Annotated in this window: 9 protein-coding genes; 4 read left to right on the top strand and 5 right to left on the bottom strand. The window is 57.6% G+C overall.

Annotation, left to right across the window (positions count from 1 at the left end):
- Positions 1-225 precede the first annotated feature (225 nt).
- The 5 genes from RRF56_RS04985 to RRF56_RS04965 all read right to left on the bottom strand — a co-directional run bounded on the left by RRF56_RS04985 (position 226) and on the right by RRF56_RS04965 (position 10525).
- Positions 226-2934 carry a bifunctional acetate--CoA ligase family protein/GNAT family N-acetyltransferase gene (locus tag RRF56_RS04985; protein ID WP_317036527.1) on the bottom strand — a complete coding sequence of 903 codons (2709 nt, stop codon included), beginning with the start codon at positions 2932-2934 and terminating at the stop codon, positions 226-228.
- Between the two features lie 457 nt (positions 2935-3391).
- Positions 3392-6034, bottom strand: coding sequence for a bifunctional acetaldehyde-CoA/alcohol dehydrogenase (adhE, locus tag RRF56_RS04980; RefSeq protein WP_317036526.1), 2643 nt, complete (start codon positions 6032-6034; stop codon positions 3392-3394).
- A 305-nt stretch (positions 6035-6339) separates the two neighbouring features.
- Entirely contained in the window at positions 6340-7086 is a 747-nt protein-coding gene (gene pflA / locus RRF56_RS04975) for a pyruvate formate-lyase-activating protein (protein ID WP_317036525.1), read from the bottom strand.
- A 387-nt stretch (positions 7087-7473) separates the two neighbouring features.
- Positions 7474-9771, bottom strand: coding sequence for a formate C-acetyltransferase (pflB, locus tag RRF56_RS04970; protein ID WP_410510536.1), 2298 nt, complete (start codon positions 9769-9771; stop codon positions 7474-7476).
- 586 nt (positions 9772-10357) lie between these two features.
- The gene (locus RRF56_RS04965; protein ID WP_317036523.1) at positions 10358-10525 is read right to left on the bottom strand and encodes a hypothetical protein; all 168 of its coding nucleotides are present in this window, start codon (positions 10523-10525) and stop codon (positions 10358-10360) included.
- Positions 10526-11151: 626 nt separating this feature from the next.
- On the opposite strand from RRF56_RS04965, the gene apcD reads away from it, so the two are divergent.
- The 4 genes from apcD to RRF56_RS04945 all read left to right on the top strand — a co-directional run bounded on the left by apcD (position 11152) and on the right by RRF56_RS04945 (position 15648).
- A complete protein-coding gene (apcD, locus tag RRF56_RS04960; protein ID WP_317036522.1) occupies positions 11152-11625 on the top strand; it encodes an allophycocyanin subunit alpha-B in 474 nt (157 codons plus the stop codon).
- A 62-nt stretch (positions 11626-11687) separates the two neighbouring features.
- Positions 11688-12173, top strand: a complete 486-nt coding sequence (locus tag RRF56_RS04955; protein WP_317036521.1) for an allophycocyanin subunit beta — start codon at positions 11688-11690, stop codon at positions 12171-12173.
- 117 nt (positions 12174-12290) lie between these two features.
- The gene (locus tag RRF56_RS04950) at positions 12291-13745 is read left to right on the top strand and encodes a chlorophyll a/b binding light-harvesting protein (protein ID WP_317036520.1); all 1455 of its coding nucleotides are present in this window, start codon (positions 12291-12293) and stop codon (positions 13743-13745) included.
- Positions 13746-14091: 346 nt separating this feature from the next.
- On the top strand, positions 14092-15648 hold the full coding sequence (locus RRF56_RS04945) for a mercuric reductase (RefSeq protein ID WP_317036519.1): 1557 nt from the start codon (positions 14092-14094) through the stop codon (positions 15646-15648).
- Positions 15649-15870 lie beyond the last annotated feature (222 nt).

The raw sequence follows: 15870 nt of genomic DNA, 5'->3' as shown, positions 1-15870 counted from the left end.
TATTGCGTTAGCTCGAACTATTCACGAGAACAGGCGCTGAAGACTGTCATACCCAATCCGAGTTGGGAAACCCCGGCTCATCATCAGGAACCCCGTAGGGGCGTAGCATGCTACACCCCTACAAATCGGGGGGATTCATTCAGGAGTCGGTATCATTCCCACAGAGGTGAGAATCAAGTCGGGAGTAGGTTGCTTCGCCTAGATCCCGTGAAAACGGGAATGACCTTATCTCTCTACTGGGAGTTCGAGGGTGGCCGATATGATGCCGGGTTCTGCCGTGGGCTTAAGCTGAAACCCAATGCGCCTACAGAGGTGCTGCATGCCGTCATTCTCGGCCAAAATCTCGCCTGTGATGCGGTGCAGTTGCTCAGCGCGGGCGACATCGACTAAGCGGCTGAGCAGTGCGGTGCCAATGCCCTGACGCTGGTGGGGGTCGGCGACGAGCATGGCAAACTCGGCCTCGGGCAGGCCGTGCTTTTGGGTGAGACGGGCCACCGCTAGAATTTTGGGCTCGGGGTTGACCACTTCGGCCACCAGGGCAATTTCGCGATCGTAGTCGTTAAAGCAGATGCGGGTAAGGCGATCGTGGGCCACTCGGGTGCTGTATTTCATCGCGTGGAAGTAGCGCAGGTAGGCGCTGTGGTCAGATACACCGTGGTGAAAGTCGATGATGAGCGGTTCATCTTCGGGGCGAATGGGGCGAATGGTGATGCCGTCGCGCCAGGGCCAGATGTATTGGGTGGGGTAGGGGCGAATGGCGAGGGGAATAGAAGGTGAGTTGGGCGATCGCAAAATCACCCGCGCATCCAGCGCCAGCAGACCATTGGGTGAGGCCAGTAGTGGGTTAATGTCGATCGCCTCAATGTCGGGCTGCTCGGCCACTAGCTGGCTAAAGCGCACCAAAATTTGCTCTAGGGCATCTAGATCGACCGCCGCTCGGCCTCGCACCCCCTGGAGAGCTTTGTAGATCAGGGTTTGCTCCATCAGGCGACGGGCCAGGGTGCTGTTGAGGGGGGGCAGGGCGATCGCGCTGTCTTGAAACACCTCCACGAGCTGGCCACCGCTGCCAAACAGCAGCACCGGGCCAAACTGCGGGTCTTGGCTGCTGCCCAAAATCAGCTCGTAGCCATCGACGCGGATCATCGGCTGCACGGTGACCCCCTGGAAATGCTCGGCACCGGCCTTTTCGGTGACGCTAGTGGCAATGCGATCGAAGGCGCGGGCCACGGCATGGCTGCTGTCGAGGTTGAGCTGCACGCCGCCGACATCGGTTTTGTGGGTGAGGGTGTGGCTGTAGAGTTTGAGCACCACGGGGTAACCCAGGCTGTCGGCAGCGGCGATCGCCGCCGTCCCCGTCGTCGCAATCTGGGTGGGCACTACCGGTATGCCGTAGGCCGCCAGCAGCGCCTTCGAGTCGGCCTCGGCAAGCATTGTCTGCCCAGCCGCTTTAGCCTTATGCAGAAGGGTGGCGACAGTGGCGCGATCGATGCCGTGGTTGTGGGTGAGGGCCGGCGTTTCGTAGAGACCCTTCAGGGCATAGCTGTGCCGCCACAGCAGCCCAAACAGCCGCGCCGCCTGGTCAGGGTAGCGATAGGTGGGAACACCCGCCTGGTTTAAGATGGCCTCGCCATCGTCGACTTCCCGCCCGCCCATCCAACTAGCCAGCAGAGGCCGGGTCGAGCCGCTGGTTTGCCAGGTATCGACCACCGCTTGGGCGGTCTGGGTGGGGTCAGTCATCGACTGGGGGGTCAGCACCACCAGGCAGCCGTCACTTTCTGGATCGGCGAGGGTGGCCTTGAGCGCCTGGGCAAAGCGATCGGGCTCGGCATCGCCCAGAATATCGATGGGGTTGCTGTGGCTCCAGTGGCTGGGTAGGGTCTGGTTTAGGCTCTCTAGACTGGAAGCCGACAGATCTGCCAAGGTACCCCCGGCCTGAATGAGGGCATCGGTAGCCAGCACGCCGGGGCCACCGGCATTGGTGATCATGCTCAGGCGCGGCCCACGCGGGCGAGGCTGCTTGGCCAGCACCTCGGCGGCATCAAACAGTTCTTCGATGCGATCAACCCGCAGCACGCCGCAGCGGCGAAAGGCCGCATCCAGCACGGCGTCACTGCCGGTCAAAGACCCGGTGTGGGAGGCCGCCGCCTGGGCCGCCGCCTGGGTGCGCCCCGCCTTGATCACAATGATCGGCTTGCTCAGGGCCACCTCCCGCGCCGCCGACAGAAACGCCCGCGCATCGCCAATCGACTCCATGTAGATCACAATGCTGTGGGTGTGGGGGTCGTCGCCCAGGTAGTCGATCAGATCGCCCCAGCCCACATCGAGCATCGAGCCCAGGGAGATAAAGGCGCTAAAGCCCACATTCTCCCGCAGGCTCCAGTCGAGAATGGAGGTGCACAAGGCCCCACTCTGGCTAATAAAGCCCACATTGCCCCGCCCGGCCATTTGACTGGCGAAGGTGGCATTTAGCCCGGTGAGCGGATTTTGAATGCCCAAGCAGTTGGGGCCAATCAGCCGCAGGCGTCCCTGGGCGATCGCCTGAATCTGTCGCTCTAGCTCAATTCCCGCTGGGCCAATTTCCTTAAACCCTGCCGAGAGAATAATTGCCCCCTTCACTCCCCTATTGACACATTCCTGCACTACCGCAGGCACCCCAGGGGCAGGGATAGCAATAATTGCCAGATCGGGCACTTCGGGGAGAGAGGCGATGCGATCGTATGCCTGAATACCCAACACATTGTGCCGTTTGGGGTTGATCGGGTAGACCGTGCCGCCAAAGGGATGGCTGATTAAGTTCCACAGCACTGTACGACCCACGCTGCCAGGGCGCTCAGTCGCGCCGACCACCGCTACAGACCGGGGGGCAAAGATCGGATCGAGGGGATGAATCCCAGTCTTCCAAAGATCCATCACCGGATCGGGGCAGGTCAGCATGGTTAAGTCCTCATGGGGCAGACACGGTCTACTAATCTTCGATTGGCAATTTTAGATCGATGGCTACGTAGGGTGGGCAATGCCCACCTTTACCTTGGAGTATGGCCCTCAACCTTGGTCAGCGTGGTCTTGGCTCGTAGGCTTTGACTGCGTAGCAATGCCCACCTTTACCTTAGGGTGTAGCTACGTAGGGTGGGCATTGCCCACCTTTAACCCTAGGGTGTAGCCCTTAACCTCGATCAGCGTGGTCTTGGAGGTAGAGTCCTTAGACCTTGGTGGGCAATGCCCACCCTACCTACGTAGCTTGCCCCCCTTGCCAAGCTACGTAGGGTGGGCAATGCCCACTTTTATCTTGGGGTGTGGCCCTCAACCTTGGTGAGCGTGGTCTTGGCGTGTAGGCCTTAGACCTTGGTGGGCAATGCCCACCCTACAGCTCCCCTCTCCCTGGGGAGAGGGGCTACACCGTCGTCAGCTCAGGGGCCAGGTCGGGTTGGTGGTACAGGGTGGCATCGACCCGGCAGCCGCCGTAGGCCAGGGTGTACAGCTCCTTCATGTCGCGGATCAGCGGGTAGCGGGGGTTGGCCCCGGTGCACTGGTCGTCAAAAGCCTGCTCAGACATCAGCTCCAGGTGATCGTAGAAATCCTGCTCCGACGCATTCAGGGTTTCGCGAATGGTGAGGGGAATCTCCACCTGCTGCTTTAGATCCTCGATCGCATCCACCAGCCGCGTCACCTTCTCATCGTCGGTAATGCCCCCCAGACCCAGGTGGTCGGCAATTTCCGCGTAGCGATGCTTGGCATTGGGGAACCGATACTGCGGGAAGATCGCCTGCTTAAAGGGCGCATCGGTGGCGTTGTAGCGGATCACGTGACTGATCATCAGGGCGTTGGCTAGGCCGTGGGGCACGTGGAACGTGGACCCCAGCTTGTGGGCTAGGGAGTGGCACACGCCCAGGAAGGCGTTGGCAAAGGCCATCCCAGCGATCGTGGCGGCGTAGTGGACTTTTTCCCGCGCTTCGGGGTCTGCCGCGCCGTTTTTGTAGGCCCGAGGCAGGTACTCCATCAGCAGCTTGATCGCTTGCAGCGCCAGCCCGTCGGTAAAGTCGCTGGCCATAATCGACACGTAGGACTCCAGGGCGTGGGTGAGGGCGTCGATGCCGCCAAAGGCGGTGAGGCTGCGGGGCATGTGCAGGGTCAGGGCTGGGTCAACAATGGCCACATTGGGCGTCAGGGCGTAGTCCGCCAGGGGGTACTTAATGCCGACGCGATCGTCGGTAACCACCGCAAAGGGGGTGACCTCCGAGCCCGTTCCCGAGGTGGTGGGAATGCAGATCAGCTGCGCCTTCTGGCCCAGGGCGGGCAGCTCGTAGACCCGCTTGCGGATATCCATAAACCGCATCGCCAGCCCCTCAAACTCGATCTGGGGCTGTTCGTACATCAGCCACATCACCTTGGCGGCATCCATGGGAGAGCCGCCGCCGATGGCAATCAGCACATCGGGCTCAAACCGCCGCAGCCGCTCCAGGCCCTGGTTCACATTAGTTAGGGTGGGGTCGGGCTCCACATCGTGAAACACATCCCACTCTACGCCCACTTCGTCGAGCACCTGGGTGATTTGGTGCAGCATACCCAGGTCAAACAGCGGTTTGTCGGTAATCAAAAAGGCCCGTTTTTTCCCTGCCAGCTCCCGCAGAGCCACGGGCAGACAGCCCGACTTGAAGTAGATCTTCGGCGGCACCCGGAACCACAGCATATTCTCTCGCCGCTGGGTGACGGTCTTGATGTTGAGCAGATGGTGGGGGCCGACATTCTCAGACACCGAGTTGCCGCCCCAGGTGCCGCAGCCCAGGGTCAGCGAGGGGTCGAGCTTAAAGTTGTACAGGTCACCGATCGCCCCCTGGGACGAGGGCGTATTGATCAACACCCGTGAGGTCTGGATGGCGTTCTCAAAGTAGGCAATGTCGTCGAGGTTGGCAGGGTTGGTGTAGAGCACCGAGGTGTGGCCCTTGCCGCCAAACTGCACCAGCGCCGCCGCCGTCTCTACCGCAGCATGGAAGTCCTTGGCGCGGTAAAAGCCCAAAATCGGGCACAGCTTTTCGTAGGAAAAGGGTTCGCCCGCACCCACCTCGCTCACCTCACCCATCAGCACCTTGGCCCCCTCGGGCACGGTGAACCCCGCCAGGGCGGCGATCGCCTCCACCGACTGGCCGACAATGCCCGCATTCAGCCGCCCATCCTTAAGAATGATCCGCCGCACCGCCTCGGCTTCTTCGGCATCCATGACGTAGGCCCCTCGGGCCAAAAATTCGGCCTTGGCCTGCGCGTAGATGGCATCAACCACGACGACCGACTGCTCTGAGGCGCAGATCATGCCGTTGTCGAAGGTCTTGCTGATCAAAATGGAGCTGACCGCCATGGGCAAGTCGGCGCTAGCATCGATCACCGCTGGGGTGTTGCCCGCCCCCACCCCCAAGGAGGGGTTGCCCGAGGAGTAGGCCGCCTTCACCATGCCGGGGCCACCCGTGGCGAGAATTAGCTTGATATCGGGGTGCTGCATCAGCGCTTGGGAGAGATCCACGGTGGGTTCGTCAATCCAGCCGATCAGCCCGGCGGGGGCACCGGCAGCCTCAGCCGCATCGCGCACAACCTTGGCGGCGGCAATGCTGCACTGCTTGGCCCTGGGGTGGGGGGAAAAGATGATCGCATTGCGGGTTTTAAGGGCGATCAGCGCTTTGAATAAAGCGGTCGAAGTGGGGTTGGTGGTGGGCACAACCCCCGCCAAAATGCCCACGGGTTCGGCAATTTTTTCAATCCCAAAACCCTCATCTTTTTCGAGGGTGCCGCAGGTCTTTTCGTGCTTGTACTTGTTGTAGATATATTCTGAAGCGAAGTGATTTTTAATTACCTTGTCTTCGACCACGCCCATGCCCGTTTCGGCCACGGCCATTTTGGCCAGGGGAATGCGCTGGGCATTGGCGGCCAGCGCAGCGGCACGAAAGATGTGATCGACCTGTTCTTGGGTAAAGGTGGCGTACTGCGCCTGGGCGGCTTTGACCTGTTGAATCAGGGCTTCGAGTTCAGTCAGATTGGTTACGGACATAGTGTCCTCCTGAGATGGGCTGGAGATGGGAAAAAGATATAGGGTAAAGCTTGTACGAGGCAGGTAGAAGAATGAAAAATTGGCTTGCCGTAGGGTGCATTCGCGGCTGCTCAATCCTGAGCTAGTCACCCCAAACCGTTGCTTGAGCCGCAATGCACCGCTGAGATTTTTTTGTAAAAGGAAGTCGTTTATCTCAAAAATCATCCGCGATCGCATATCGCACAACCTCCATCGTCATCAGTGGCAAGTGGTTAAGGGTGTTGTGACTATATTCATGCAATCTCCTGGGGGAGGGAAATCAAATCTTAAACAGCCGTTAAGCCCTGGGCACGAAATATATGAATAACATGCTCAACCAGTGCGGGGGTAGGGGGTTGAATATCGCCCAAGATATAGGGCAAACCCAATTGTTGCCATTTGTATTCTCCCAGCTTGTGAAAGGGCAAAACTTCGACCCTTTCAACATTATCTAGGGTGCCCACAAATTCGGCCAAACCCACCACATTTTCTTCAGGATCAGTGAGGCCAGGAACCAACACAAACCGTATCCAGGTGGGCTGGTTAATGTCTGCTAAATAACGCGCAAAATTTAGCGTAGGTTCGATAGAAACGCTGGTGACTTTGTGAAATAGGTCAGAATTGTAAGATTTGATATCTAATAAAACTAAATCGGTATTTTCTAATACGGGTTTTGCCGATTCAAGCTGTACATAACCGGAGGTGTCTAAGGCCGTGTGCAACCCCAGTTCGTGGCAGCGGCGAAAGATTTCGGCAACAAACTCGGGTTGCATTAGCGGTTCGCCGCCGCTGACGGTGACACCGCCGTTACGCAGGTAGTTTTTGGTGTGTTCGATTTGGGTCATGATCTCATCCACCGTCATCACCGTGCCGCCGTGGATCTCCTGGCAGTCGGGGTTGTGGCAGTAGAGGCAGCGCAGGGGGCAGCCCTGGGTAAACACCACAAAGCGAATGCCGGGGCCATCGACGGTGCCGCAGGTTTCGATGGAGTGGATGCGGCCCGTTTGGGTGCGGGTGGGGAGGGGGGGGGACATGGGGTGAAGGGTGAAGGGTGAAGGGTGAAGGGTGAAGAGGTGGGGTGGATGGGTGGATGGGTAGATGGGTGGATGGGTGAAGGGTGAAGGGTAGGGTGGGCAATGCCCACCTTTGATCATGGCTAAAACCAATCACCCTCGCTTTGATCAATTAAGAAGAGCGTGAGTTGTAGCAATGGGTAGGGGAAATGAGATTGGGCCATTGGAGAGTTGAGGGTGGAAGCTAGAGGGGATGGTGGGCAGTGCCCACCCTACGGGCTACGAGACTCACTCACTCATCCAAAAACGAAGATCGCCAATCTGAAATTCTCACAGGCCCACCCCGCCCTCCGGGCACCCCTCCCAAGAGGGGACAGGATGGTGGGGTGGCGGAGAGGGGCTTGGGGGTTAGCAGCGTTCGTGGAAGGTGCGGTTGATCACATCGAGCTGCTGTTCTCGGGTGAGTTTGATGAAGTTCACCGCGTAGCCCGAGACCCGGATGGTGAGCTGCGGGTATAGCTCGGGGTGATCCATGGCATCGAGCAAGGTCTCGCGGTTAAACACGTTGACATTGAGGTGGAAGCCACCGTCGCGCACGTAACCATCGAGCAGGGCGGCTAGGTTGCTGATGCGATCGCCCTCGGTTCTCCCCAGCGCCCCCGGCACAATGGAGAAGGTGTTGGAAATCCCATCCTGAGCGTCGGCGTAGGGCAGCTTGGCTACCGAGGCCAACGAGGCGATCGCCCCATTCGTATCCCTGCCGTGCATGGGGTTGGCCCCTGGGGCAAAGGGCTCACCGTCCCGGCGACCGTCGGGGGTATTCCCGGTCTTCTTGCCGTAGACCACGTTGGAGGTGATCGTGAGGATCGACTGGGTGGGCACGGCGTTGCGGTAGGTCTGGTGCTTGCGCAGTTCGGCCATGAAGGTTTGGACGAGTTGGACGGCGATCGCATCTACCCGGTCATCGTTGTTGCCGTACTTGGGAAAGTCGCCATCGACGATGTAGTCCACCGCCAGGCCCCGCTCATCGCGCACCACCCGCACACGGGCGTGCTGGATCGCCGACAGGCTATCGGCCACCACCGACAGGCCCGCCATGCCGTAGGCCATGGTACGCAGCACGTCGCGATCGTGGAGGGCCATCTCCAGCCGCTCGTAGCAGTACTTGTCGTGCATGTAGTGGATCACGTTCATGGTGTTGGCGTAGGTTTTTGCCAGCCAGGCCATCATTTGCACAAAGCGGGGCCACACCTCGGCGTAGTCGAGCACATCGCCGGTAATCGGGGCGTAGGCCGGGGCGATCTGGCCGCCGGAGTGCTCGTCTTTGCCGCCGTTGATGGCGTAGAGCAGGCACTTGGCCATATTCACCCGCGCCCCAAAGAACTGCATCTGCTTGCCGATCCGCATGGCGGAGACGCAGCAGGCGATGCCGTAGTCGTCGCCCCAGTAGGGCCGCATCAGGTCGTCGTTCTCGTACTGAATCGAGCTGGTTTGGATCGACACCTCGGCGCAGTAGTGCTTAAAGGCTTCGGGCAGCCGCTCCGACCAGAGCACCGTCAGGTTGGGCTCGGGGGCGGGGCCGAGGTTGATCAGGGTGTGCAGAATGCGGAAGCTGGTCTTAGTCACCAGGGGCCGACCATCGACGCCCATGCCGCCAATGCACTCGGTCACCCAGGTGGGGTCGCCGCTGAACAATTGGTTGTAGTCGGGGGTACGCAAAAACCGCACCAGGCGCAGCTTCATGACAAAGTGGTCGATGATTTCCTGGGCTTCGACTTCGGTGAGTCGCCCAGCCTGGAGATCCCGCTCGAAGTAGATGTCGAGGAAGGTGGACACCCGCCCCAGGGACATGGCCGCGCCGTTCTGCTCTTTGACTGCCCCCAGGTAGCCCATGTAGAGCCACTGCACTGCTTCTTGAGCGGTGACGGCGGGGCGGGCCAGGTCGAGGCCGTAGGCGGTGCCCAGATCTTTTAGCTCTTGCAGGGCTTTGATCTGGTCGGAGAGTTCTTCGCGTAGGCGAATGGTGGCCTCGTCGAGGGTGTCGAGTTCGAGGCTGGTCTTTTGGGCCTGCTTGTCGGCGATCAGGCGATCGCATCCGTACAGTGCCACCCGTCGGTAGTCGCCGATGATCCGCCCCCGTCCGTAGGCATCGGGCAAGCCCGTAATAATGCCCGACTTGCGGCAGCGGCGCATTTCGGCGGTGTAGGCGTCGAATACGCCGTCGTTGTGGGTCTTGCGGTAGCGGGTAAAGGTTTCTTTGGTGCCTGGGTCTAGCTCGTACCCATAGGCGTTCAGCCCCGCCTCTACCACGCGAATGCCGCCGAAGGGCATGATGGCGCGCTTCAGCGGCTGATCGGTTTGCAGGCCGACGATCTGTTCTAGATCGCGATCGATGTAGCCGGGGGCGTGGCTGGTAATGCCTGAGGCCACGGCGGTATCGGCATCGAGCACGCCCTTTTCGCGCTCGATCGCCATCAGGTCTTTGACCTTGGCCCAGAGGCTCTCGGTGCGGGGGGTAACGGCTGCCAGAAAAGTACCGTCCCCGGTGTAGGGGGTGTAGTGGCGCTGAATAAAGTCGCGCACGTCGATGGTGGTCTGCCAGATCCCGCCTGCAAAGCTGTTTTGGGCCTTGGAGCTGTGGGGGATGGCTTTACTGTCGTTATCAAGCTTGTTTAGGAGGGGCACATTTTCGGCAATCATTGTCATTCCTCGTGGTGATGAGTTCGAATCATGGATGGCTCGTTGGCAGCGAGGCTAAGAATAAGTCAGCAATCTGTCAGCTAACCCAGCAAAACTGACTTGAGCAGAATAACGGTGTATCTATGGTTCGTATTTAAGATTGAAGTGAGTGAAAATCTAAATTTGCAAACCTTTAAAAAACCTTTAAACAATTGCCTGGGGCCAGTTAGAGCACGAGCCAAGCGACCTTTGTTTAACAACCTATAGGTTGTTTTTGTGCTTAGCTTCTAGCTAGTTTTCTCTAATGCCACTGTTAGGGTCAGAGTCGCTTCGCCGCTCTTTTTTAATCTTAGTAGAATAATTTTGGACACCAAACCTTTGAGATAAAACCTTAGATATGCAGCTTTTTCTGAGGCCATCTCCCTCGTTTGAGGGGCAGCTTTCTCATAATTTAATTACTTGTTAACAAATAAGCCCCCGTGAGGGGCCGCGCCCAAAACCCTAAGACAGGCACGATTCGGTTGGCAACGTGTTGGCGGCCAGGGCTGGGGCGATCGCATCGGTCTCTAGACCAGCGATCGCTGGGCGGGTCTGGCTGCTTGAACTGTCATCTCTAGTCAAAGCGCACGGTCTGGCCGGTTTCGGCTTTCCACGGCTCGACAAATCGCTGGCTATTGAGCTGGGCCAAAGGGTTTACCTGCAAGCCAATCTGAGCCGCCGCTTGGTTGAGGCCGCCAACGACGCGCCAGCGGTGGCCTAGGGCTTTGGTACAGGTTGGCAAATAACTACAGCCCTAGCGACGATCACCAGATCTACCGAGCGACTAATTTCAGCCTAGGAAAATTCCGCGCAGATGGTTGAGCGGTACTACTGCGAATCACCCACTGGGGGTATCAAACTTAGCCCAGGCTGGCATACCACATAATCTGGAGTAGTTTATTAACCTGCGAACAGCTATCCATTATATTTTTTAGGTTGATCATAGAAAATAGCAAAATTATTTTTGCATAGGTAAATATACTTGTACTTATGTGTATGATTTTTGAAGAAGATTGCTGAATGGTGGCGGCTAGCTTTTATCTTTAGGTGATAGATGACTTTCGGTTTTATTTGTTTTTAACGAATAAACCAGATGAAGGGAATCGCTCGATATTTGGCTCTTTTAGGTGCTGGTTTTTCTCCCGGCAATGACTAAATTGATGAATTTTTTCATCCTGAGGGGCTCAGGTGTCGGTGTCTTTTGGCTAATTAGAGAGCGTGCTGTGTAGTTTGGCTCAATTTGGTTTGGCGATCGCCGGCTCGTTGAGTGAATTTGGCTTGCATCGTAAGCGTAATCTCGATTAGGAAAGTTGTCTTTGGCTGCCTATTTAATTAGGCTTTTCTTTTTACCTAGGAGGATTTTTAGGCATGAGTATTGTGGCTAAGGTAATCGCTCAGTCGGACGAAGCTAACCGTTTTCTCAGCAGTGCTGAACTGACAAAGCTACAAGATTTTTTTGGTAATGGTACGACCCGCATCAGCGCTTCACAGAAGCTGGCCGCTAGCGAGCAGAAAATCGTCGATGAGGGCAGCAAGCGATTCTGGGCGCAGTGCCCCAATACCCCGAGCAATAGCGGAAATCCTCAAAAAACCGCCCTCTGTCAGCGCGATCAGGGCTGGTATATTCGCCTGGTCAGCTACTGTGTCTTGGCGGGCAACTCTAAGCCCTTAGAAGACATTGGCCTAGACGGCATGCGAGATATGTATGTCTCCCTGGGGGTGCCGCTTGCCAACCTGAAGCTAGCGATGCGCTGCCTCAAAGAGGTGGCAATGGGCCTATTGAGCTCTGAGGAAGGCGCTTTGGCTGCTCCCTACTTTGATCAGCTCATTCGGGCGTTTTAGGCGCTTGAATTTGAGTAAAAACTTTGACCAACTTGATTTATTTGCTGTAGATAGGACGAACCATGCAAGATACCATTACTGCTGCGATTAACCCCGCCGATGAGAAAGGTAGCTATCTAGAGGCGGCTGAGCTAGAGGCCCTAAAAAAATATTTTCAAAGCGGTACGCTACGGGTAAAAGCGGCTAGCCAAATTGGCGAAAGTGCTGCCAGCATTATCAGTGAAACGGTAGCCAAAAGCCTGCTTTACGGAGACATCACTTGCCCTGGAGGCAACATGTATCCTACCCGGCGCTATGCGGCTTGTCTGCGCGATTTGACCTATTTTCTGCGCTACGCCACCTATGCCATGCTGGCGGCAGATGCCTCTATTTTGGATGAGCGAGTGCTGAATGGCCTCAAGGAAACCTATGACTCTCTGGGGGTGCCCATTGAGCCTACCATTCAAGCTATTCAAGCTATGAAAGAAGTGGTGACCCAACGAGTGGGTGCTGATGCTGGTCAAGAAATGGATGTGTACCTAGACCATATTATTTCGGGGCTGGGCTAGGTGTAAGGGAGAAGGTGCAAGCGGTAGGTGCAAGGGTTTGCTTCACGCTCAGACCTTGCGCCTAAGGCTTGCATCGATTGTTTTTACCTTGTTGACCACTTCCATAACGTTTAAATTATGGCTATCAACGCTGTTCACAAAACCCAGGAGCAATATCCCTGGTGGGCGGGTAACGCCCGATTTATTGACCTATCTAATACCTTCATTGTGGCCCACGTGGCTCAGGCTGCGTTGATCATGCTTTGGGCGGGGGTGTTTACCCTGTTTGAATTGGCGGTTTACTCCCCCGATGCCCCGATGTATGCCCAAGGGCTAATTTTGCTGCCCCATCTGGCTACCCAGGGCTGGGGGATGGCTTCGGGCGGGGCGATCGCCGATACCTTTCCCCTGTTTGCCATTGGGGTAGTGCACATTGTCGCGGCTGGGGTGCTGGCCGGTGGAGCTTACTTCCACTGGGCTCGCCTGGGTCAGAGCCTGGCGACGGCCGGCGGTAGAGCCGCCAAGTTTCACTTTGAGTGGGATGATGCCAAACAATTGGGCTTGATTCTGGGGCATCACCTGATAATTTTGGGCCTGGGTGCGCTGCTGCTGGTGGTCAGGGCCATGGCCTTGGGTGGGCTGTACGACGCCAATATTGGCGAAGTGCGCCTGGTCACAGACCCCACCCTCGACTTCGGCACCATCTGGAGCTATCGCACCCATCTGTTTGATGTCAACAACCTAGAAGACCTGGTGGGCGGCCACATTTATGTGGCGGTGCTGCTGATTCTAGGGGGGGCTTGGCACATTCTGGTGCCGCCCTTTAAGTGGGTACAGCAGCGGTTTCTCTTCTCGGGCGACGGCATTTTAGCCTACTCACTGTTTGGCATTGCCCTGGCCGGGTTTGCGGCCTCCTACTACTGCGGCTTTAATACCCTGGCCTACCCCACCGAGTTTTATGGGCCACCCCTAGAGCTCAAGTCGGCGTTTTTGCCCTCCTACTATGACCCCAGTGGTGCGGTTGAATCGGGCTATTCTTCCCGTACCTGGTTGGCCAATGCTCACTTTTATCTAGCCTTTTTCTTCTTGCAGGGAGGGCTTTGGCACTATCAGCGGGCCATGGGCTTTGACCTCAGTAAAACCTGGGCCAACTGGCGGCAAAATAGGGTCGCTGTCAGCGAAAACCCTGCCCTGGTCTACCAAAACCCGGTGCATTCAGAACCCAAGCCGCTGCTGGCGGTTTGCTACGAAGCACCCCAGATCGATCTACCGCCGCTGCTCACCATGGAGCAGGACTTTGCTGACTACCTCTACCGTCCTTCCCAAGGCATAGAGCCGCCCAGCTTAGCCAAAACCAACGGCAATGGAGTACGACAAACCCTCTATCAAACCACCTACGAGTCTCGTAAACAGAGCTTCTACGGGTCTCCTAAGTCAGTAGACAATAGAGCGTTTGCTCAAAGCCGTCAGCCAGGGCGCATGTACGAGCCGCCAAAGGTGCCTCAGAACGGCTTACATTACCCCGTTCCTATCCCCCAGGTGGTATACGAACCAAGCCAAAGCCCAGTCCCTAGCCCCCAAACTACGGTCTAGCTTCAACGGCTTCGAGCGATACCCTTCGACCGATACCAACACCGATACCAACGATGTCTTTAGCGATCGCCTCAGCAACCTGCTTGGGCGATCGTTTCTCTGTCTGTGGGTCTATGCTCAGGTCTCCCTCAGCCTGCGCTCAGCTAGACCCGGTAGGGTTAGTTCACCTAGCTCGCTCTGTTAGGGTCTTCCCTCTAGTTTTGGGCATTTCTTCAAAGAGTATGGCCCCAGACCGTCTGAACTCCGCCTAGACACCCCTCAAAATTGATTACCCTGAGAGTGGCTCTGGGGTTAGCCCGCAAACCGTTATTTCTACTGTTACTTCTCTACTGTTACTTCCTCTAATATGACCTCCCATTCCTTCAATCTTGAACCGGCGCTAGAGCCCCTCAACCGCTACAACCAAACCCTGCAAGCCCACGCTCACCCCCCCGACTGGGTAAACCCCACCCCGGCCCAGCGCTACGACCTAGTCGTGATTGGGGCGGGTACGGCAGGGTTGGTGGTGGCCGCAGGGGCGGCGGGCCTGGGCCTGGGGCTCAAGGTGGCTCTCGTTGAGAAAAGCTTGATGGGGGGCGACTGCCTCAACGTGGGCTGTGTGCCGTCGAAGTGCATCATTCGTTCGTCGCGGGTGGTGGCGGAGATGAAACAGGCGGCGGCCTTTGGCATTCAGCCGCCAGATCAGATCGAGGTAGACTTTGCCGCCGTCATGGATCGCATGCGCCAGATTCGCGCCGACATTAGCCACCACGACTCGGTAAAGCGCTTTAGTGACCTGGGCATTGACGTATTTTTGGGCGCGGCCCAATTTGCTGATGGTGACACGGTGACCGTAGGTGACCAGCGGCTGCGTTTCAAAAAGGCCGTGATTGCCACCGGAGCCCGCGCCCACCGGCCTGAGGTGCCAGGGCTGGCTGAGGCTGGCTTTTTGACCAATGAAACCGTGTTTTCGCTCACCGATCGCCCCGATCGCCTGGCGGTAATTGGCGGCGGCCCCATCGGCTGCGAACTCGCCCAGGCCTTTCACCGGCTGGGCAGCGACGTGACGCTGCTGCACAACCACGATCACCTGCTCAACCGCGAAGATGCCGATGCCGCCGACATCGTTCAAAACCAACTGATTCGGGAGGGGCTGGATCTGGTGCTAGAGGCCCAGCTAGAGCGAGTCGAGGCCACCGCCACAGGCAAGGTGCTGCACTACCGTCAGCCTGGGGCAGAGTCGTCTAAGACCGTGACCGTCGATCAGGTGTTGGTGGGGGCCGGGCGAGTGCCCAATGTAGATGGTCTCAACCTGGAGGCCGTCGGTGTGGAGTACGATCGCCGCCGAGGGGTGGTGGTTAATGACCATCTGCAAACCACCAACCCTCGCATCTTTGCCGCTGGTGACATCTGCATGGACTGGAAATTTACCCACGCCGCCGATGCCGCCGCCCGGATTGTGATTAAAAATGCCCTGTTTGCCCCCTTTGGCCTCGGTCGCAGCAAGCTCAGCAGTCTGGTGATGCCCTGGGTCACCTATACCGACCCCGAAATTGCCCACGTGGGGCTGTACGCCCACGAGGCCAAGCAGCAGGGCCTCGACACCGACACCATCACGATTCCCTTCGACTCGGTAGACCGCGCCCTGGCCGACGGTGAGAGTGAGGGGTTCTTGAAAATTCTGCACAAAAAAGGCTCTGACAAGATCTTGGGGGCCACCATCGTCGCGGGCCACGCCGGAGAAATGATCAGCGAGATTACCCTGGCGATCGTGACAGGGCAAGGGCTGAGCGCCATTAGCGGTGTCATTCACCCCTACCCCACCCAGGCGGAGGCGATCAAAAAAGCCGCCGATGCCTACCGCCGCACCCTGCTGACCCCACGCACCCGAAACTTGCTCAAGCTATTGACCCAGTTCAGCTAGGGGATAGGTTTTGTCTAATAGGACATCCAAGTTGGGAAACCCCGATTCATAATCAGGAACCCCGTAGGGGCGCAGTATGCTATGCCCCTACGAATCGGAGGATTCAGTTAGGATTCGGTATAAGTCGGCTTTGACCAGGTATAGCTATAGTCACCTGGGTTAGGACATCCAGAACCCTAGAAACGTTCGAACGTTCAAACGTTTTTAGAGGAAATGTCTTAA

Origin of the sequence: Nodosilinea sp. E11, from assembly GCF_032813545.1 — a bacterium.
Taxonomy (GTDB): Bacteria; Cyanobacteriota; Cyanobacteriia; order Phormidesmidales; family Phormidesmidaceae; genus Nodosilinea.
This window is presented reverse-complemented; position numbering and strand designations above follow the sequence as displayed.